This is a genomic window from Roseateles aquae (genome assembly GCF_032337115.1).
Lineage (GTDB): Bacteria > Pseudomonadota > Gammaproteobacteria > Burkholderiales > Burkholderiaceae_C > Roseateles_C > Roseateles_C aquae.
The window spans coordinates 144,492-163,818 of sequence record NZ_JAVXZY010000006.1 but is presented as its reverse complement, the minus strand read 5'-3'; the positions used below and the strand labels follow the sequence as shown (position 1 = coordinate 163,818).

Annotated in this window: 14 protein-coding genes; 4 read left to right on the top strand and 10 right to left on the bottom strand. The window is 68.1% G+C overall.

What is annotated here, in order from left to right:
* Positions 1–7 precede the first annotated feature (7 nt).
* From RQP53_RS15475 to RQP53_RS15460, 4 genes are read right to left on the bottom strand one after another with little or no spacing between them, the layout of a single operon-like run.
* Complete coding sequence (locus RQP53_RS15475; RefSeq protein WP_315651483.1) at positions 8–2,443, bottom strand: ATP-binding protein; 2,436 nt, start codon at positions 2,441–2,443, stop codon at positions 8–10.
* Complete coding sequence (locus tag RQP53_RS15470) at positions 2,440–5,292, bottom strand: hybrid sensor histidine kinase/response regulator (RefSeq protein WP_315651482.1); 2,853 nt, start codon at positions 5,290–5,292, stop codon at positions 2,440–2,442. Before RQP53_RS15470 ends, RQP53_RS15475 begins: the two co-directional genes overlap by 4 nt.
* Before the next feature lie 55 nt (positions 5,293–5,347).
* The gene (locus RQP53_RS15465; RefSeq protein WP_315651481.1) at positions 5,348–6,088 is read right to left on the bottom strand and encodes a response regulator; all 741 of its coding nucleotides are present in this window, start codon (positions 6,086–6,088) and stop codon (positions 5,348–5,350) included.
* Positions 6,085–6,432 carry a hypothetical protein gene (locus tag RQP53_RS15460; protein WP_315651480.1) on the bottom strand — a complete coding sequence of 116 codons (348 nt, stop codon included), beginning with the start codon at positions 6,430–6,432 and terminating at the stop codon, positions 6,085–6,087. Before RQP53_RS15460 ends, RQP53_RS15465 begins: the two co-directional genes overlap by 4 nt.
* A gap of 395 nt (positions 6,433–6,827) precedes the next feature.
* Here RQP53_RS15460 and RQP53_RS15455 point away from each other — a divergent pair, with 395 nt between their 5' ends.
* Positions 6,828–9,776 carry an adenosylcobalamin-dependent ribonucleoside-diphosphate reductase gene (locus tag RQP53_RS15455; RefSeq protein WP_315651478.1) on the top strand — a complete coding sequence of 983 codons (2,949 nt, stop codon included), beginning with the start codon at positions 6,828–6,830 and terminating at the stop codon, positions 9,774–9,776.
* 48 nt (positions 9,777–9,824) lie between these two features.
* On the opposite strand, the gene RQP53_RS15450 is transcribed toward RQP53_RS15455, so the two are convergent.
* Positions 9,825–10,847: a hypothetical protein gene (locus RQP53_RS15450; protein ID WP_315651477.1), complete on the bottom strand. Its 1,023-nt coding sequence runs from the start codon at positions 10,845–10,847 to the stop codon at positions 9,825–9,827.
* Between the two features lie 190 nt (positions 10,848–11,037).
* Here RQP53_RS15450 and RQP53_RS15445 point away from each other — a divergent pair, with 190 nt between their 5' ends.
* On the top strand, positions 11,038–11,634 hold the full coding sequence (locus tag RQP53_RS15445) for a hypothetical protein (protein ID WP_315651475.1): 597 nt from the start codon (positions 11,038–11,040) through the stop codon (positions 11,632–11,634).
* Positions 11,635–11,695: 61 nt separating this feature from the next.
* A complete protein-coding gene (locus RQP53_RS15440; RefSeq protein WP_315651474.1) occupies positions 11,696–12,190 on the top strand; it encodes a 3'-5' exonuclease in 495 nt (164 codons plus the stop codon).
* A gap of 33 nt (positions 12,191–12,223) precedes the next feature.
* On the opposite strand, the gene RQP53_RS15435 is transcribed toward RQP53_RS15440, so the two are convergent.
* Positions 12,224–14,836 (bottom strand): diguanylate cyclase domain-containing protein, encoded by a 2,613-nt coding sequence (locus tag RQP53_RS15435; RefSeq protein ID WP_315651472.1) that lies wholly within the window; start codon positions 14,834–14,836, stop codon positions 12,224–12,226.
* 161 nt (positions 14,837–14,997) lie between these two features.
* On the opposite strand from RQP53_RS15435, the gene RQP53_RS15430 reads away from it, so the two are divergent.
* On the top strand, positions 14,998–15,432 hold the full coding sequence (locus tag RQP53_RS15430; protein WP_315651471.1) for a universal stress protein: 435 nt from the start codon (positions 14,998–15,000) through the stop codon (positions 15,430–15,432).
* Positions 15,433–15,519: 87 nt separating this feature from the next.
* Here RQP53_RS15430 and RQP53_RS15425 read toward each other — a convergent pair whose 3' ends face one another.
* The 4 genes from RQP53_RS15425 to RQP53_RS15410 all read right to left on the bottom strand — a co-directional run bounded on the left by RQP53_RS15425 (position 15,520) and on the right by RQP53_RS15410 (position 19,322).
* A complete protein-coding gene (locus RQP53_RS15425; protein ID WP_315651469.1) occupies positions 15,520–16,032 on the bottom strand; it encodes an outer membrane beta-barrel protein in 513 nt (170 codons plus the stop codon).
* 187 nt (positions 16,033–16,219) lie between these two features.
* Positions 16,220–17,497, bottom strand: a complete 1,278-nt coding sequence (locus RQP53_RS15420; protein WP_315651468.1) for an alanine racemase — start codon at positions 17,495–17,497, stop codon at positions 16,220–16,222.
* Positions 17,497–18,963 (bottom strand): D-arabinono-1,4-lactone oxidase, encoded by a 1,467-nt coding sequence (locus tag RQP53_RS15415; RefSeq protein WP_315651466.1) that lies wholly within the window; start codon positions 18,961–18,963, stop codon positions 17,497–17,499. The genes RQP53_RS15420 and RQP53_RS15415 overlap by 1 nt, the downstream gene beginning before the upstream one ends.
* The gene (locus RQP53_RS15410) at positions 18,960–19,322 is read right to left on the bottom strand and encodes a c-type cytochrome (protein WP_315651464.1); all 363 of its coding nucleotides are present in this window, start codon (positions 19,320–19,322) and stop codon (positions 18,960–18,962) included. Before RQP53_RS15410 ends, RQP53_RS15415 begins: the two co-directional genes overlap by 4 nt.
* Between the last annotated feature and the right edge of the window lie 5 nt (positions 19,323–19,327).

Below are 19,327 nucleotides of genomic sequence, written 5' to 3'. Positions count from 1 at the left end.
GCCGGATTCAGCCTTTGGCGGGCATCGCGGCGTCGGGCGGGCCCCGACGCGGCAGGCGCAGCTCAAAGCAGGCCCCGCCCCATTGGCCGTCGTCCACCAGGCTCAGCGAGCCACCGTGCTCCTGGGCCACGCTGCGGCAGAGCGCCAGGCCCAGGCCGGTGCCTTCGCCTTCCTTCTTGGTGGTGAAGAAGGGCTCGAAAACCGCCTCACGCATGGCGCTGGAGATGCCGGCGCCGTTGTCCTCGACGCGCAGCCAGAGCTCGGTGTCGGTCTGGCCGGTGCTCAAGCCGATCAGGCGCAGCCCACCGTCCTGGCGGCTCAGCGCCTGCTGGGCATTCACCAGCAGATTCAGCAGCAGCTGACCGAGTCGGTCGGCATCGCCAGGCAGCGGCGGCAGTGAAGGGTCGAGCTGCAGGCGCAACTCAATGGCGTCGGTGCGCAGGCCATGGGCCAGCAGATCCAGCGCGGCACGGGCCAGCTCATTGAGCTGTACCGGACGCAGTTGCAGCGGCTTGCTGCGCGCCATATCGAGAAAGGTGCGCACGATGCGGCCACAGCGCTCGGCCGCCTCGCGGATGCGCGCGGCATCGGCGGCCAGCGGGCCATCAGCGGCCTTGCCCTCCAGCAGGGCGGCGCGGCCCAGCACGATGGCCAGGGGATTGTTCAGCTCATGGGCGACATTGGCGAGCAGGCCGCCCATGGCACCGAGTTTTTCGCTCTGGCGCAGCGCTTCGCGGTGCCGATCAAGCTCGGCATCGGCCCGGCGGCGTTCGGTCAGATCGACGATGAAAGCGGTGAAGTGCAGCTGACCCGCCAACTCGCTGTGTGACAGCACCATTTCAACCGGCAACTCGCTGCCATCAGCGCGCAGGGCCATCAGCTCGCGACGTTGCGCTTCGCGATCCGGCGCGCTCTCCAGTGCGCCGGCTTGCCGATGGCGCCGCGCCTCCGCCGCCGCCATGCCCAGGCGGTGGGCGTCCCGCAGGCGTACCGGGATGATCAGCTCGGCGACGTCCTGACCCAACACATCGGCGCGCCGCCGGCCGAACATGCGTTCGGCGGCGGGGTTCCACTCGATCACATGGCCGTCGGCGGTCGTCGTGACGATGGCCGCCAGCGCATGGTCGACGATGGCTGCCTTGTGGGCCTCGCTGCGGCGCTCGCGTTCGCGGGCTTCGCGCTGCGCAGCAAAGGTGGCGCTGACTACATTGATCCAGGGCTGCCAGCGGTCGTTCAGCTGGGGCTCGCGCGCCGCCTCGTCGCGCGATCGGTCGTAGAGGTACTGCATCACGCTGAGCGCGGGATCGATCACCCGCTGCTTGAGCAGTGCCTGGCTGAGCAGCAGCACCGTCAGCAGCGCCAGGGCGATGGCTTCGAAGGGCAGCAATTCGGCGCTGATATCGCCCAGCAACTCCGACTCGCTGCGCATGCGCAGCAGCGTCCAGGGCGTGTCGCCCAGCTGCAGCGCGACCACCCGCTGGCCGTTCAGCCGCAGGGCCTGGCCAGGCGTCTGCTCAACGGCAAGCCGCGCCGCCGCCGCGGTCAACGGCGGCATGCGGCCCGATGCGGAACTCATCACGGTCGCGTTGCTGTCATCGATCAGCCACCACAGCCCTTTGCCGGCCAACGCTTTCGCGACCGCGCTGCCGCGAATCTCGGCGCCCACCAGACCACGAAACTGCTCGCCCACATAGACCGGGGCCGCATGGGCCAGGATGCGTTCGTCGCTGGCCGAGTCCGGGCCATGCTCGACCCGCGACACCAGCCAGAATGGCTTCTGCGCGCCATTGCGCTCGGGTTGGGCGGCACGAAACAGCGGGCTGCCATACCAGTCGCTCAGACCGGGCGTGCGGCTGAGCTGATCGCTGGGCAGCCAGGGGTAGTGCAGCAGCGCGGGCGCGGGCCAAGTCAGCACATAGGAGGCAGTCAGCAAGGGGTTGCGGGTATGCGCGGCCTCGGTCAGTTCGGCCAGGCTTTGCAGCCGCCACAGGCTGGCGGCGTCGGGTGCTTGCGCCTGCGGCCAGATCAGCTGAGCCAGCCCGGGGCGGACCAGCTGCGGCAGGGTGTCGAGGTGATAGCCCTTGCGAGCATCCTGCTGCAGCGATTGGGCCAGCAGCGGATCCGGCTCACGCGCCGGCAGCAGCAGGCCGCGCTCGACCTGGCGGCGCATCTCGTTGACATGCTGGCTGAGCTCGCGAGTCAGCCCTTGCACACGGGCCTGTTGCAGCAGGGCTTCGCTTTCCAGTGCCGCCACGGCATTGCGGTAGGCCGTCCAGCCATGCCAGGCGCCAAGCAGCAGCACCAATGCCAGCAGCGGCGTGGCCAGCAACCAGAGCATGCGTCGGTAGCGCCGCAACAGACGCTCAGCGGTGCTGGCCGGCAAGTCGGGCGACAGCGCCTGGCGCACCGCGGCGGCCTGCTGGCGGCTGGCGCTTTCGTTCATGATGCCGGCGCCGAATCGATCAAGGCGGCTACGGCCGCGATCAGGTCTTGCGGCTGGAAGGGCTTTTCCAGCGCCTGGCAGCCGCTGCTCTTCAAGAAGTCGGCCGCGGCGGGTGAGAGGATGTCACCGGTGACGAAAACCATGCGCGTCAGCAGCGTCGGCTCCAGTGCTTCGATGGCGCGCCACAGCGCCGCGCCGTCCATCTCGGGCATGCGCAGATCGCTGACCACGGCGTCAAAGCGCGCCTCTTCGATCAGCGCCAGCGCCAGCGGACCAGATTCGGCGACGGCCACCTCATAGCCGGCGCCCTCCAGCGTTTCACGCATCAGCTCGGCCAGCTCGGCTTCATCGTCGACCACCAGCACGCGGCCGTGGCGCGCTTCCTGCGGCCCGCCCCCCTGGTCAACTGCGCCGTCCGTCTCGGGCATGCCGCTGATCGGCAGGCTCAGGCGGAAGCTGGCGCCGCCAAGTTCGGCCTGGCCTTCGAGCTGCAAATCGCCACCATGCTCGCGCAGCATCGAGCGCGACACCGACAGGCCCAGCCCGGTGCCCAGGCCCTCGGCCTTGGTGGTGAAGAAGGGTTCGAAGATGCGTTCGCGCAGCTCGGCCGGGATGCCGGCGCCGTTGTCCTCGACGCGCAGCCAGATGCGCGGCTCGCGGCCGCTGCGTCTGTGCTCGGTGCCGCTGCTGATGCGCAGCCGGCGTTCGCCCTCGACCGCCAGCAGCGCATGCTGGGCATTGACGATCAGATTGAGCAGCACCTGGCCGAGCTGGTCGGCGTCGCCTATGGCCTGGGGCAGATCGGCATCCAGCTGCAGCTCCATCTTGATGCCATGGCTGTTCAAGGTGTAGGCCAGCATCTCTGCGGCCGCGCGGACGGTGTCATTGAGCTGCAGTGCGGCGCGTCGCGGTGCTCGAGCACGTGCCATGTTCAGGAAGATGCGCACGATGCGGCCGCAGCGCTCGGCGGCCTCGCGGATGCGGCGGGCGTCGCTCTGCGTGTCCTGGCCTTCGAGCTTGTCTTCCAGCAGGCTGGCGCGGCCCATCACAATGGCCAGCGGGTTGTTCAACTCATGGGCCACGCCGGCCAGCAGGCCGCCCATGGCGCTGAGCTTTTCGCTCTGGCGCAGCGAATCTCTCTGGCGCTCGATCTCTTGACGTGCCGCCAGGCGCTCGGAGATATCGACCAGCGAGGCGGTGAAATGGACTTCGCCCTCGACCTCGCTGCGCCACATCACCATCTCGACCGGGAATTCGCTGCCGTCACGGCGCAACGCCTGGCGCTGCGTGCGCTGGCCCATGCTGACGGCCGCCTGGCCCGCGCGCAGCTGCAGCATGCTCAGGCGATGGGCCTCGCGCTGCCCGGTGGGCATGATCAGCGAGGTGACGTCCTGGCCACGGACCTCGTCCAGCGTGCGGCCGAACATCGCTTCGGCGGCGGGGTTGAATTCGACGATGCGACCCTGGGCATCGGTCGACACCATGGCCTCCAGCGCATGGTCAAGAATGGCCGATTTGCGTGCCTCGCTGCTGCGCTGCAGACGCTGCAGCTCGCGCTGCTGCTGGAAGGTTTGCGTCACGCTGTCGACCCAGAGCTGCCAGCGGGTGCCCAGGCGCGGTGCCGGCGCGTCAGGTTGGTGCGACAGCGCGCGCAGATAGGCCAGCAGTTGCGTGGCCGGCTGCAGGAAATAGCGCGCCAGCAGGTATTGGGCGCTGATCAAGGTGCCCAGCAGTGCCAGGCCAATCAGCAGATTGGGCAGCAGGCCGGGCCAGATGCGGGCGCGCAGCTCCTGCAGGGGCACGGCGCGAACAAAGGTCCAGGGCGAGCCCGGCTCGGCGCTGCTGACCAGCACCCAGTCGCCGAGGCTGCGCACCTGGCCGGGCTGCTTCACCAATTGCAAGGCAGCCTCGCGGTCCAGTCCGGCGGGCAGGCGCTCGGCCCAGCGGCTGTCTATCGATTCGTCAGCGTGCCCGGGGCTGCTGGGCTGCTGCAGCGGTGCGGCGGAATCGGCCAGTACGCGTTGCTGCTGGTCCAGGATCCAGCTGCGCTCACCGGCCTCGGCCCATTGCACGGCCTTGGCCTGCAGGGCCTCGATGCGGAAGTCGAGCGAGACCTCGGCGACGATGCGCCCCTGATAGCGAACCGGCGCCATGTGCGAGACGACCAGATGGTTGGCGATCTGGCTGACATAAGGCGGGCCCCAGTGCGCATAGTCCTGCACCTGCTCACCCTCGCGCTTCAAGGTCCGCTCGTTGGCCGCCTCGCGAACCGGGATCAGTTCGCGCATCGCCTTCAGGCCCATGCTTTGCAGAATGCTGCCAATGTCAACCCACGGGTATCCGTAGGACGTATTCGGGCCCATGCTGGCCAGCCAGGTGGCCTCGAAGCCCGGTGTGCGCAGATGGGCGACGCGGGCCTGGGTAATGAAGGCGGCAGCACGGCGCAACCATTGTTCGTCGAAGGCGGCATTGCCGGCCTCGCTCCACCAGACCTGGCCCCAACGTCGGCCGTCGGCGGCGTTGCTGATCGCCACCCCATCGGGCGCGCCGTTGCGCTGCTGCGGCTGCAAGGCGCTGCGCAGTGCCGTGCCCGGATCGGGGGGCGCCGCCCAGACAGACTCCATCAAATTGCGCAGGTCTTGCACATGGTCCATGGCAGGCCGCGCCAGCAGCTGCAATTCCTGCGCATGCTGGCCGTTGCGGCGCAGCAGCTCCGCGCGGGCATCGGCCATATGTTGCTGGTACTGCAGCGTCGACAGCACGCCCAGCAGCAGCAGCACCGGGGCAAGGAACCAGGTGGTTAGTCGGCGAACGGCAGCCAGCCCCTGCAAGGCGGGATCGGCGGGCAAAGAGTGGCGCTCAGCGCTCATTGGCGCTCAGCCCGTCGACGCGAGGCGCCTGACATCAGCTAGGCACGTAGACGTAGCCGACGTTGCGCACCGTCTTCAACACCTCGGGCTTGTCGGGGTTGCGCTCGACCTTGCGCCGCAGCCGCATGATGCGCAGATCGATGGAACGATCAAACACATCCCAGCCTCGGTTGTGCGCCTGCTCCATGATCTGGTCGCGGTTCAGCGGCCGGTTGGGGTGGCGGGCGAACAGGGCCAGCAAGTCGAACTCGGCGGCGGTGATCGCTACTTCCTGCTCGGCATCGTCCCAGAGCTTGCGCTCGTCCAGGTCAAGCCGGCAGCGCCCGAAGCGGACATGGCGAGCCAGGCTGATGTCGACTGGCTGCGCTGCTGGTGCAGCGGGCACCGGCGCTGCCACGGCCTGGGTGCGGCGCAGCACGGCCCGCACCCGGGCAAGTAGCTCGCGCAGATCAAAGGGTTTGGCGACGTAGTCGTCGGCGCCCAGCTCAAGCCCGACGACGCGATCGACGGCGTCACTGGCGGTCGTCAGCATGACGATGGCGCAGCTGGGATGGGTGTCGCGCATCCAGCGCGCCAGCGACAAGCCGTTCTCGCCCGGCATGTTCAGGTCCAGCAGGGCCAGCTCGGCGGGGGCTTCGGCCAGCATCCGGCGCGCTTCGGCGGCGTCGGCGGCCGCACGGACCTGAAAGCCATTGCGGCCGAAATACTCGCCGAGCAGTTCGCGCAGCTCGGATTCATCGTCAACCAGCAGCAGGGAAGGGCTTGCAACACTCATGGATGGGCACGTTCGGAACGTTTGACGGGGTGCGGTGCCTCGGCGGCAGCGCGCATGATGCCAGCACTGCTGCGGCGCAGACCCGCCAGCAGCTGCCGGGCCTGCTGAGCCGTGGGTGCGTTGCAACGCTGCTCGAGCAGGTCTTCGGCGAAGGCCTCGCTGCGGTAGACGTCGATCTGCGTGTCGGCGAAGACGATCTGGCGCTGGCTGGCCCGCTCGGCGGCCAGCGCGATCACGGCCTGACGCTGACGCTGCTGCCGACGCGCGCCAGCCCAGGCCTGCCAGCGGGCGGCGCAGCGTTGTTGCAGCTGGTGCAGGGCGGCGGGCATGGAGGGCAGCTTCATCGTCAACTCCTCGCTTGAAACTGTGCGGGCGCCAGCGCCGGGCGGGCGATCTGGGACTGAGGCGGTGACTGTCGTTGCCGCGGGTATCAGGCCGGTTTCCCGGCTTGCGCTGCTTTGTTTCAAATGTTGCCTGAGTGGCCTTTTCCCCTTGTACGGATTGCCATCCGCCCATCTGCTGAAGCCATTGGGTCATACCCTGCCGCGCGGCCGGGATTGAGACCTGGCGAGAGTGCACGCTCACAAGCGAACGGCAGCGCTTGCGGCCGCCAAGGCTTGGATGCATGCTCAGTGACCGGGGTCAAAACCCCCTCGCTAAGATGCCTTCAGCATCGCGCTTTCGCGTTCTGTATTCCGTTCCGTATTCGCTTCACGACCCGTATTTCCGGAGATTCCGCATGACCCCGCCCATCCCAGCCCAGACCGATGCCGACCGCCTGCCCGCCACCCGCAAGCCGATCGCGCCGGCCGCGGCCCTGCCGGCCCAGGAAATCAGCGCCGAGGTCCTGCTGGAGAAATACGCCAAGGGCGATGAGAAGACACTGGACGAGTTGCGCGCCCGTGTGGCCCGCGCGCTGGCCCAGGCCGAGGCGCCCGAGGCGCGGGCCCAGTGGGAAGCGCGTTTCCTGGACGCGCAGCGCCGCGGCTTCGTGCCGGCCGGCCGCATCAATTCCGCCGCCGGCACCGAGCTGAGCGCCACGCTGATCAACTGCTTTGTGCAGCCGGTGGGCGACTCGATCGCCTCGGTCGACGATGGTCATCCCGGCATCTACACCGCGCTGACCGAGGCCGCCGAAACGATGCGCCGTGGCGGCGGCGTCGGCTACGACTTCTCGCGCATCCGCCCCAAGGGCGCCTGGGTCGGCTCGACCCAATCGAGTGCCTCCGGCCCGGTGTCGTATATGCGGGTGTTCGACCGCAGCTGCGAGACGGTGGAGAGCGCCGGCAGCCGCCGCGGCGCCCAGATGGGCGTGCTGCGCTGCGACCACCCCGATGTCGAGGAGTTCATCCACGCCAAGGACCAGGGCGATCTGCGCAATTTCAATATCTCGGTCGGCGTCACCGATGCCTTCATGCAGGCGGTCGAGGCCGATGCCGAAATCGAGCTGGTGCACAAGGCCGAGCCGGGCGAGAAGCTGCGCCAGGCCGGCGCCTACCAACGCGGTGACGGGCTCTGGGTCTACCGCAAGTTGAAGGCGCGCAGCCTTTGGGACCAGGTGGTGCGCTCGACCTATGACCACGCCGAACCCGGCGTGCTTTTCCTCGACCGCATCAACACGGATAACAACCTCTATTACTGCGAGTCGATCGCCGCCACCAATCCCTGCGCCGAACAGCCGCTGCCGCCCTATGGCTGCTGCTGCCTGGGCTCGGTCGATCTGACGCACTTCGTCCGCGATCCCTTTGGCCCGGCCGCCAGCTTTGACGACGCCGCCTTTGCCGAGGTCTGCAAGACCGCCACGCGGATGCTGGACAACGTGCTGGACGTGACGCCCTGGCCGCTGCCGGCCCAGCAGCAGGAGGCGCGCAACAAGCGCCGCGTCGGCCTGGGCTTCACCGGCCTCGGCGACACGCTGGTGATGCTGAACCTGCGCTACGACAGCGAACCCGCCCGCGAGATGGCCCGCCACATCAGCGAGGTGATGCGCAATGCGGCCTACGAGGCCAGCGCCGATCTGGCTGTCGAGCGCGGCGCCTTCCCGCTGTTCAATGCCGATCTGTATTTGTCCGGCGGCAACTTTGCCTCGCGGCTGCCGCAGGGCCTGAAGGACAAGATCCGTGCCCAGGGCCTGCGCAACTCACACCTGCTGTCGATCGCGCCGACCGGCACCATCAGCCTGGCCTTTGCCGACAACGCGTCCAACGGCATCGAGCCGGCCTTCAGCTGGAGCTACACGCGCAAGAAGCGCATGGCCGATGGCGGCTTCAAGGAATACGCGGTTGAAGACCACGCCTGGCGCCTGTACCGCCATATGTTCGGCACCGACGCGCCGCTGTCTGACGCCTTCGTCACGGCGCTGGAGCTGTCGGCGGCCGACCATGCGGCCATGGTCGCGGCGGTGGCGCCCTATGTCGACACCTCGATCTCCAAGACGGTCAATGTGCCGGCCGACTATCCCTATGCGGACTTCCAGGATCTCTACACCCAGGCCTGGAAGGCCGGGCTGAAGGGCCTGGCCACCTACCGGCCCAATAGCGTGCTGGGCTCGGTGCTCAGCGTCGAGCCGGCTGCCGTGCCCGAGCCACTGCAGCCGGTGGCGATCGACGGCACCAACCAGCGCTTGCGCGTCGAGCGCCTGCCCGCTGCGGTGCTGGCCTCGCTGCGTTGGCCCAGCCGGCCCGAGCTGCCCAGCGGCAACCCGGCCTGGAGCTACATGATTCGCCACCCGCACGGCGACTTCGCGCTCTTCGTCGGCGAGCTGCCGGCAGAGGGGCCGGACGCCGGCCTGTTCGGCAAGAACCTGCCGTTTGAGGTCTGGGTCAATGGCGCCGAGCAGCCGCGCGGGCTGTCGGCGGTCGCCAAGACGCTGTCGATGGATCTGCGCACCAACGACGCCGCCTGGCTGCGCCTGAAGCTCGACGCACTGGCCACGGTGGCCGAGGAGCGCGCCTTTGAGATGCCGATGCCGCCCAATGGTGAAACGCGGCTGTTCCCTGGTGTGGTTGCAGCCACGGCGGCGGTGATCCGCTCGCGTTGCGAGCAGCTCGGCGCCCTGCAGGAAGGCGGCCCGACGCCGGTGCTCGACGCCATGTTCAGCCGCGAGGAGCCGCGCACCAGCACGCTGGGGACGCTGGCCTGGGCGGTCGACGTCGACAACCCGGCCACCGGCGAACTGTTCACGCTGACGCTGAAGGAAGTCAGCCTGCCGACACCCGATGGCGGCCACATCACCCGGCCTTGCGCGATGGGCTTCTCGGGCAACTACCCGAAGGCGCTGGACGGCATGGCGCGCCTGCTGAGCCTGGACATGCGGGTGATGGACCCGGCCTGGATCGGCATGAAGCTGCGCAAGCTGCTTAATGTCGGCGAGCCGCTGGGCCACTTCATGGCGCCGGTGCCTACCCTGTCAGGTGAGCGTCGTCAGCAGATCTGGCCGTCGACGGTGGCCTATGTGGCGCGGCTGGTGATCCACCGCTACGCGATGCTCGGCGTGCTCGACGAGCAGGGCATGCCGCTGGTCGAGATGGGCCTGCTGCAGGCGCCGATCGCCAAGGCCAGCAAGCCCGGCGCCAGCGTTCAGGCCATGGCCGGCAAGCCCTGCCCCGAATGCGGCAACTCGACGATGATCCACAAGGACGGCTGCGACTTCTGCACCGCCTGCGGCTATGTGGGGCAATGCGGGTAAGGGCGACTGGGCTGAGTGCTGCGCGCACTCAGCGACGGTCGTAGCCGCTCAAGGCAGGCGCAAGGTATCGCGTTCGCTGACGCGCACTTCCTGCGGCGCCGAGTTGCCGATCCGATAGCTGACGATCAGGATCTTGCGCTGGCCTGGGTAGGGGTCGCCGCCGCCCAGCACATTGTCGACATAGACCTCGAGGCCGCGGCTGCCGCGGCTCAGTGCGCGCAGGCGTTCGGTAACGTCCCAGTCGCGGCCGCTGGCGCCGTAGGTGGCGCGCAGGATTTGCAAGTCCTGGCGACCGGCGGGGTAACCGCTGATGGGTGGGCGGCGTTCCTCACGCTCGCCACCCCAGCTGCCATTCCAGCCTTCATGCCCCCAGTTGCCGCCGCCCCAGCCGGTGAACTGGGCCCCGTCGACCCAGCCGTATTCCTCGTACTCGAAGGTCTGCACCTGCCCGGCGCGACCACGGGCATAGATGCGCAGAGACTTGCGCTCACCCGGTGCCGGGTCAATGCCGAACTGGTCGTTGACCAGCTTGAAGCGCCGGTCCTGGCGGGCCAGTTCTTTCAGCCGGGCGGTGACATCGACATTGCGTTGGGCGGTGCCGTAACGTGCCTGCAGGATCTGGAACTCGCCCTCGTCACCGCGCTGCGGCGGCTCGATGCTCGGGCGGCCATGGCCCGGCCCATCGCCCCAGCCGCCGCTCCAGCGTTCGTGGCCCCAGTTGCCACCGTCCCAGCCCGTGAACTGGTTGCCATCGACATGGCTGTATTCCTCGTATTCAAAGGTGCGCATCTGGCCATTGCGGCCGCGGGCGAAGATGCGCAGCACCTTGCGCTCGCCAGGCGCCGGGTCGTAGCCGAACACCTCATTGACCAGCTTGAAACGGCGGTCCTGGCGGGCCAGCTCCTTCAGCCGTGGGGTGACATCGATATGGCGTTCGGCGGTGCCGTAGCGGGCGTGGACGATCTGATAGTCGCCGTCGTCATCGCGATCACGATGGGCGAAGCTGGCGGTAGACAGCATCAGCATCAACAGCGCGATCCAGCATCGGCGCATCAAGTTAAAGGTGTGCAATTGATCGCTCCTTGGGCAATGCAGATTGGGGGTGAAGGCTCAACGCGCCACTGGACCGGCTGGTGCACCTGGACGCAGCAATACGGCGGAGTATCGATGGCCGCATGCGTCGCCGCTGCGGCCCGGCTATGCTGAGCATCATGCAGATGCAACACCTTGTCGTTGACCAGCCGCCGCGCGGCACCAGGCCATGAGCGGCAAGCAGCCGGGGCTGCCAGCGCTGCCTGAATCGGCCGGGGATCGATTCGCCCAGGCGGTGTTGAGCGTGGTCGCCACGCCGCCCGGCTCGAACCAGGCAGCGCTCGACGAGCCTGAGGCGGTGGCGCGCCGCCTGCTTGCCGAAGCAGCGCGCAAGGCGGCGCTGACCGCTGGTGGCCTGGCCCTGCCGCCCGGGCCGTTGGGCTGGTTGACGATACTGCCCGAGCTGCTGGCGGTCTGGCGCATCCAGGCGCAACTGGTGGCCGATCTTGCGGCGCTCTATGGGCAGGGCGCCAGCCTGGGGCGGGAACAGATGCTGTACTGCCTGTTCCGGCATACGGCGGCTCAGGCGCTGCGCGACCTGGCTGTGCGCACCGGAGAGCGGGCCAGCGCGGCGCTTTTGCAGCGGGTGGCGACCGCCATTGGCGTGCAGCTCAGCCAGCGCACGCTGGCCAAGAGCGCGGCGCGTTGGCTGCCGATGATTGGCGCCGCCGGGGTGGCTGCCTATGCCTTCTGGGACACGCAGCAGGTCGGACGCAGCGCACAAGCCTTGTTCGAACGCCAACGCCGCCCACGAGCCCCTGTCTGAGCGGCTACGCAAATGCTGGGTGGCGCACTACACTCGGCCGACCATCGCACCAAGGCTGCCCATGACGCCTCCCGCCATCATCGATCTGGAAGCCTCCGGCTTCGGCCGCGGCAGCTATCCGATCGAGGTGGGTTTCGTGGCCTCGGATGGCAGCCTGTTCTGCTCGCTGATCCGGCCCGATCCTGGCTGGCTGCACTGGGATGAACAGGCCCAGGCGCTGCACGGCATCAGCCGGGAGGTGCTGTGCCAGCACGGCAAGCCGGCGCTCTGGGTGGCTCAGCAGATGAACCAGCGGCTGGCCGGCCAGACCGTGTTCAGCGACGCTTGGGGGCATGACTACAGCTGGCTGGCCAGGCTCTTTGACGCCGTTGACATGGTGCCCAGCTTCCGTCTGGAGGATCTGCGCACCTTGCTCAGCCAGGATGAGATCAGTCACTGGCAGTCAACGCTGGAGCAGGTGCGTGCCGAACAGCAGCTGCGCCGCCATCGCGCCAGCAGTGATGCGCTGGTGCTGCAGCTGACTTTGATGCGCGTCAAGCAGCTCGTGCTGCATTGAACTGTTTGCCGAGACCGGCTTGCCGCCGCGTCATCAGATGGCCGGCAGCCTGAGCCCGCAGCTGCGGCCGCGGCCCTGCCGCTTGGCCTCGTAGAGTTGCGCGTCGGCCTGGCTGAGCAAGGCATCCAGCTCGGCGGCGCCAGCCGTGGCCTCGCAATAGCCGACGCTGGCGCCAATATGCAGCTGCAGGGTGTCAATGCTGAAGGGCAGGCTCAGTGCATGCACCAGCTTGTCCGCCACAACCTGCGAGTCTCCAGGGTGCAGCACGCGGGGCAGCAGGACGGTGAATTCATCGCCGCCGAGACGGGCGACCAGGTCCTCGGGGCGCAGCGCATGGCGCAGCCGTCGCGCCACCGCCTGCAGCAACGCGTCGCCCACCGGATGGCCGTGCTCGTCGTTGACCGGCTTGAAGCGGTCCAGGTCGAGGTACAAAAGGGCCAGGTCTTGCCCCCGTTCGCGGGCATGGCGAATCGCGTCGCTGGCCTGGCTCATGAAGCCCTGGCGGTTGAGCAACTGGGTCAGTCCATCGGTTTGCGAGGCCTGGCGCAGGCGCTGCGCCTCCAGCTTGGCATCGGTGACGTCGGTGGCCAGGCAGATCAGGCCTTCGATGCGTTGATCCTCGCTGCGCAGCGGTGCATAGTGCAGGCGCAGGTAGTGCGGATCGTCGCGGTCACCGTGGCGCTGTTCGATTTCGGCCTCTTCGCCTTGCAGGCCACGTTCGATCAGGGGTCGATTGCGCTCATAGGCCGCCTCGCCCAGCACGTCGCGAACATGCAGGCCTTGCCAGCGATCGCGATCGATGGCGAAGCGCTCTTCGAACGCCTTGTTGCAGAACAGCAGGCGCTGGTCGAGGCCCAGCACCGAAATCATGGCGGTGGAGGTATGGGCAATCGCACCCAGGATGGCGGCACTGCGACGCTGTTCGCGCTGCGCCTGCAGTTCGGCGGAAATGTCGCGCATGATGGCCGAGATGGCCTCGACCCGACCGCGGGGGCTGCGGTGCAGCAAGGTCGTGCAGTCGACCGGCACAGGCTGGCCGCGCTGATCGCGCAGCTCGGTACGACCGCGCCAATGGCCGGCGGTCTGCGCGGCGGGCAGCACCTCGGCGCGGAAACGGGTTTCGCCGCGCTCGCCGAAGAGCTGGCGGTAGCTCAGGCTGTCCAGCGCTGCGTCGGCTGGCAGGCCCAGGCGTTCGCGTGCTGCGGGATTCAGGTAGAGCAGACGCCCGTCAAGACTGAACTGGCCGACATAGTCCGGCGTCAGCTCGAAGATGGCGCCCAGGGTGCGCATCGCCTTCTGCTCGGCCGCACGCTCGGAAATGTCCTCGACGGTGCCGGCCTGCGCGATCAGCCGGCCTTTGACACGCAGCGGATTGGTCATTACCGAGACCAGGCGGCTGCTACCGTCGGCTAGCTGCAGTCGCCGCACCGCTCGGATGGCGTCGCCGCGAGCAATGTGTTCACACCACTGGCGCCTGGTCTCTTCACGCCGCTCCGGAGGTAAGAGGCCGAGCCAGCCCCAGGCCAGCTGATCGGCGCTGAGCCCGTGCATTTTCAGGTAAGTGGCGTTGGCATGGACGACCCGACCTTGCAGATCGCAGCGGAACATGCCCAGCGGCAGGGCGTCGTTGGTGGCGCGCTGCTCGGCCTCGCGCAGATGCACTCGCCGCTGCAGCCGCACCAGCCAGACGGTGATCGCCAAGGCCACGATGCTGACGATGGCGCTGAACCACAGCACGGCGCGGCGCTGCTGCAGATGGCCACCCAGCACCTGATCCAGGCTCTGCGAAGCGACCAGCTTCAGCGGGAAATGCTGCAGGCTTTGATAGGCGACGATGCGCGGCTGAGCATCAACCGGGCCCTTCTCGTCAACAAAACTGCCCGACTGGCCCGCGAAACGCTCACGCCGCGCCGGATTGCCGTCGAACAGATTGCGCCCACTGAAGTCGCCGCCTGCCGGTGTGCGCAGAATGCCCAGCCCGTCATTGCGCAACAGCGAGAAGGCCTCGGTCGCGCTGCGCAGGCGCAACTCCTGCTGGTGGGTCAGGGTTTCGGGATCGATCAGCGCCACGGCCATGCTGAACTCGCCGACCTGGGCAGAAAGTCGCATGGCCAAAGGGATCACGCTGCGCCCTTGCGGCCGCAGCCGTAGCGGTGCGCCGACGATCAGTCGCGCTGCCGACCGGGCATGCAGCTCGCCGACAAAAGCATGGGCGCCGACATTCGCGAATGGCGCGTGGCCGCGCGAGGGCAGGCGATACAGGCTGCCCGAAGGCGTGCCCAGCATCACATCGACCAGGCCGCGCGAGCTGTCGCGCAGGCTGTCGGCCAGCAGGGCCAGACTGGCATCGTCGGTGGTGCCGTCGCTGCTACGCGTCAGCAGCAGCAGGTCCAGACTGCGCAGTGCGTTTTCGCCATCGCGCAGCACGGCTTCGCTTTCGCGGCTGAGGATGGCGGCTGAGGCAGCCAGCTCGCGCTCTTCATCGGCGATCAGATCGTCGGGGAAGCGCAGCGTGAACCAGCCGACCAGGGTCCATAGCAGCAGTAGCACCAGGCCAAGCGCAAGAAAGGGGCCGAGCACAGACAGCCGTTCCACGGCATTGCCGAAGCGCAAGGCATTGAGCAGGCTGGGGCGTTCCGGATGCATGGAGGGCGTAGTGCTACAAGACTGATTGTGCCAAGCCGGCACAGCGGGCGGTGGACCAAAAAAGCGCGCCTTTTGCATCCATCCCGCGGCTGAACTTGACGCAGGGCAAGCCGGGGTCCAGGCTATGACTGCAGCATCAGCACATCTTGGAGGGACTCAGCATGTTCAAACGCATTCTCCTGCCCACCGATGGTTCGACCACCGCGGCTCGTGCGGCCGCGGTTGCGGTTGATCTCGCCAGGCGCTACGGCGCGCAACTGGAGATCGTCAGCGTCATCGATCCGGTGCCTTTTGTCAGCTTCCCCGAGGGCGGCGGCGAAGCCTTGGCCTACTACCTGGAGGCAGCGGAGGAGGGCGCCAGCATCGGCATCAAGGCGGCCGAGGCGCTGGCCAGTGCGGCCGGTGTCGGTTTTGCCAGCCATGTGCTGCGCGAGCATGGGCCGGCAGTCTCCATCGTCGAACACGCTCAGGCCTGCGCTGCCGATCTGATCGTCATCGGCTCGCACGGCCGGCGCGGGCTCGACGCAGTGCTGCTCGGCAGCGTCGCACAAAAGGTGCTGACACTGTCCAAGGTGCCGGTGTTTGTCGTCAAGTGAGCCAATCTCGGTCAAGCGAGCATGAAAAAACGGCCCCGAGGGGCCGTTTCCTTGTCGTGGGCTGACCCGATGGGCCGGCGTTGACAATCAGAAGTTGAACTGGACGCCAGCGGACAGCACGCTGACTTCCTTGATCGGCTTCTGGAATTCCACGCGCAGAGCCACGTCCTTGCTGAAGGCATAGCTGCCACCGAAGCCGAACAGGGCCTTGGTGCGGTTGCCGGACAGGTCGAACTTGTCGCCTTCGTCGGTGCCGCTGATCGAGCCGCGAATATTGTTCAGGCCCAGACGACCATAAATGGCGAAGTCGGTGGCAACGGGGGCCGAGAACACGGCCGACAGCTGCAAGGCGTACAGCTTGATGTTCACCGAGCTGGTCTTGTCGCGATAGTCGTCATTGACCAGCGAGCGGTAGCCGGCTTCGAAGGCGACGGTTTCGTTCAGCTTGTAGCCGCCGAACAGGGCGATGCCGGTGCGATTGATGCTGACGTCTGCGTCACTGAAACGATTGCGGCCGATGTCGGCGCCAGCATAGTAGTCGCCGGCGAAAGCGGGAGCGGCCAATGCAGCGGCCATGGCCAGAGCCATCAGTTTCTTCATGTGTGATCCCTCTGTGATCTGTTGTGTTTTAAGGCTGCCAGGGGTGGCGCCTCGCACTCCGGCACCGTGGGGTGCGGGATGGACGCATTCTAGTTAACGATTAAGGGTTAACCAGTGCCCGGTGCGGCATCCGGCCCACACCGTGACGGGGGGTGACCTTTGGCACTTCTGGTGCGCTGAGCAGTTGTCAGGCCGAGGCCGGCAGCACCGGCCAGCTGGCACTGATTCGTTCCCCATCCCAGACCAGCAGATCACCGAACTGCAGCAGCAGTGCTTCGCTCTGGCGCGGGCGCAGGAAGACCAGATCGTCCGGCTGCAGCAGCACCCGCTCCGAACTGACCATCACCTGCTGATTGCTTGACGCGCCGTACAGGCCGCTGGGCACGAGCCCTGGCGGCGAAGCCGGCTCGGCCAGCCAGTGGCCGCCGTGAATCGCGTAGCCGCGGGCCTGGTTGCGGTCCCAGCTCTGGGCGATCTGGCTCAGCCAGGTCGCGCCCTCTGGCAGGCGGAAGCGTGGCCAGGCCTTCAGCACCGGCGTAGCGATGAAGGCGGCCGGGCGAAGATCGGCCAGCAGCGGCTTGTCGAAATCCAGCGGCAAGAGCGCCGCCGAACCGACCGAGACCTCATTGGCCACGCCTTTGCCATCGTGCAGTCGGAAGGTCGGCGAGCCGGCGGTGTTCAGCGTCAGCGCGCCGCGCTGCTGCGGGCCCAGCAGCTGCTCGGCCAGCGCCCAGGCAGCCTGGTAGCGGGCTTGAGACTCGCGCCAGGCCTGTTCACGCATGCCGGGCAGATCGGGCAGGGCGGCAACATGGGCGTCATAGCCCATGAAGCCGCGCCATTGCAGCTGCGTATTGCTCTCGCCGGGCTTGAGCAGCCGCAGCGCCGCGCCGAGTTCGGCCCGGTCTTCGAAGCCGCCGCGATGCAGGCCGACATCCAGTTCCAGATTGATGCGCAAGACCTGACCCCGCTGCTGGGCCAGCTGCCGGTACTGGGCCAGCCGCGCCGGCGTGTCGACCAGAAACTCGATGCCGCTGCCCTGCTCGGGCGGCAGCGCTTGCAGCAGCGCCGCAGCCGCAGCCACCGGCAGTGGCTTGCCCAGCAGCACGTGGGCATCGGGGCGGGCCTGCAGCAGCTGCTGGGTCTGGGTGGCGTTGAAGGCCATCACCCGCGGGCTGTTCCAGGCGCGAGCGACTTCGTCCATCAGCGCCAGACAGGGCAGGCTCTTGAGCACGGCGCGCAGCTGCATGCCGGTCTTGGCATGCTGGCCGATGGCGGCCAGATTGGCACGCAGCTGCGGCAGGTCGATGACCAAACGGGCCTGCGCCACGCCGGCGGCCTTCAGCCCTTCGGCCAGCCTTTGGAAATAGGGCGCATGCGGCCCACCCTGTTCGGCTGGGCGCGCCAGCCAGGCGGCGGCAGGCAGGGCGGCGGCAGCGCCCAGCAGGAGGCGACGACTTGTCTTCATCAGGCTTGGCCCTCGAACAGCTGGCGCAGATGCCGGTTGAGCAGCCGCCCCTGCGGATCCAGCCGCTCACGCTGCTGGCGGAAATCGGCATAGCGCGGATATAGCGCGGCCAGATCGGCGGACTTCAGGCCGTGCAGCTTGCCCCAGTGCGGGCGCCCGCCATGGCGGCGGAAGATCGGCGCCAGGTCGCTGACCAGATAGTCGTGCGCCTCGCCCTGGGCCGCATGAGCGGCGATCGAGCAGCTGTCGCGTTCGAAGAAGGGGCTGAGCCAGGCATGGTCGGCGCGCACGAAGCGGAATTCCATCGGAAAGAACACCTCGTTGCGGCGTTCCAGCGTGGCGATCACCTCTTTCAGGCAGGTCAGCGCCGTCTCGCGCGGCAGGTGGAATTCGCTTTCATTGAAGCGTGTAGGGCGCACCGTGCTGAGCAGCTTCCAGGACCAGTCCTGCGCACTCTCGGTCATCGCCGGGTCGATCAGCTTGGCGGCGGTCCAGCGGCGCAGTTCGGGCCAGCGGCCCAGCCAGTCGCGCAGCCGGCGCAGATCGCGCAGCATGTCTTCGTCGGCGGCCGGCTTGGCTGTCTGTGGGGCGCCTTGCACCTCGTCGTGCGTGATGGCGGCGCTGTAGCCGGTGAAGGGCAGCACGTAGAACTCGAAGTGGCGATGCGCACGAGCCAGCTCGGGAGCCTGCTCCAGCAAGGCTTCGGTGCGCGAGAGCCAGACCTTGCGGCGCAGCAGATGGCGCGGGCGCACGCGCAGGCTGAACTCGCTGATCACGCCCAAGGCACCGAGCGAGACGCGGGCCGCATCGAACAGCTCGGGGTTCTTGAAGCGGCTGCACTCCAGCGCCTCGCCCTGCACGGTGATGAGGCGCAGCGCCTGCACCTCGGCATGCAGGGCCGGCAGCGTCAGGCCGGTGCCGTGGGTGGCGGTGGACAGCGCACCGGCCACCGTCTGCACATCGATATCGGGCTGGTTGTAGAGGGCCAGGCCTTGTGCATCGAGTTCGCGGGCCAGCTGGTTCAGCCGCGTGCCGGCGCGGACGCGAACGACGCTGTTGGCCCGGTCCAGCGCGACGATGCCGCTGAGCTTGTCCAGCGAGATCAGCGTGCCCTCGGTGGGCACCAGGCCGGTGAAGGAATGGCCGGCGCCAACACAGCGCAGCGACCCCTTGCTGGTGGCCAGCGTGGCGGCCAGCTGGCCCTCATCGGCCGGGATCAGCCAGTTGGCTGGCGCGCAGCGCTCGATGCCGGACCAGTTCTGCCAGGGGCGACCGGGCAGCAGCGGCGCGGCGCTGGCTGCTGGCGCAGGGATGAGGGGGGCGGGCGCGGGCTTGGCCGCAGTCGTTGGCGCTGTGGGAGCAGCGGGAGCCGCCGTTTGGGGCGCCTGAGCGCTCGCCTTCAGCGGCAGCGCGAGGCTGGCGCCCAGCGCAGCGCCTTGCTTGAGCCATTCACGTCGGGCACTCATCGGGCGGTCTCCTGGTGGCTGCTAATGAAGTCGATCAGGGCGCTGAACTGCGCCTCGCTGCAATCCGGGCACAGGCCCTGGGCCGGCATGCCGCCGAGGCCGTTCTGCACACTGGCCAGCAGTGCAGCGCGGCCCTTGGCCAGCCGTGGTGACCAGCCGGCGGCGTCGCCGGTCAGCGGGGCGCCGCTGCCGGCGCGGGCATGGCAGTTGTAGCAGGAACGCTCATAGACGGCGGCCAGCGCGGCATCGGCCGGCCGGGCGCGCTCGGCCAGCGCCGGATCGGGGGCGGCAGGGCGGCCGCAGGCCACAAGCAGGACCGCGCTGCACAGTGCCAGCCCAAGCAGGAGGGGTAGTTTCATCACGT

What these genes read in the sequence shown, in the direction of transcription:
- RQP53_RS15475 (WP_315651483.1), bottom strand. Translation starts at nt 2,443, where the DNA reads ATGAACGAAAGCGCCAGCCGCCAGCAGGCCGCCGCGGTGCGCCAGGCG.
- RQP53_RS15465 (WP_315651481.1), bottom strand. Translation starts at nt 6,088, where the DNA reads ATGAGTGTTGCAAGCCCTTCCCTGCTGCTGGTTGACGATGAATCCGAG.
- RQP53_RS15460 (WP_315651480.1), bottom strand. Translation starts at nt 6,432, where the DNA reads ATGAAGCTGCCCTCCATGCCCGCCGCCCTGCACCAGCTGCAACAACGC.
- RQP53_RS15455 (WP_315651478.1), top strand. Translation starts at nt 6,828, where the DNA reads ATGACCCCGCCCATCCCAGCCCAGACCGATGCCGACCGCCTGCCCGCC.
- RQP53_RS15445 (WP_315651475.1), top strand. Translation starts at nt 11,038, where the DNA reads ATGAGCGGCAAGCAGCCGGGGCTGCCAGCGCTGCCTGAATCGGCCGGG.
- RQP53_RS15440 (WP_315651474.1), top strand. Translation starts at nt 11,696, where the DNA reads ATGACGCCTCCCGCCATCATCGATCTGGAAGCCTCCGGCTTCGGCCGC.
- RQP53_RS15435 (WP_315651472.1), bottom strand. Translation starts at nt 14,836, where the DNA reads ATGCATCCGGAACGCCCCAGCCTGCTCAATGCCTTGCGCTTCGGCAAT.
- RQP53_RS15430 (WP_315651471.1), top strand. Translation starts at nt 14,998, where the DNA reads ATGTTCAAACGCATTCTCCTGCCCACCGATGGTTCGACCACCGCGGCT.
- RQP53_RS15425 (WP_315651469.1), bottom strand. Translation starts at nt 16,032, where the DNA reads ATGAAGAAACTGATGGCTCTGGCCATGGCCGCTGCATTGGCCGCTCCC.
- RQP53_RS15420 (WP_315651468.1), bottom strand. Translation starts at nt 17,497, where the DNA reads ATGAAGACAAGTCGTCGCCTCCTGCTGGGCGCTGCCGCCGCCCTGCCT.
- RQP53_RS15415 (WP_315651466.1), bottom strand. Translation starts at nt 18,963, where the DNA reads ATGAGTGCCCGACGTGAATGGCTCAAGCAAGGCGCTGCGCTGGGCGCC.
- RQP53_RS15410 (WP_315651464.1), bottom strand. Translation starts at nt 19,322, where the DNA reads ATGAAACTACCCCTCCTGCTTGGGCTGGCACTGTGCAGCGCGGTCCTG.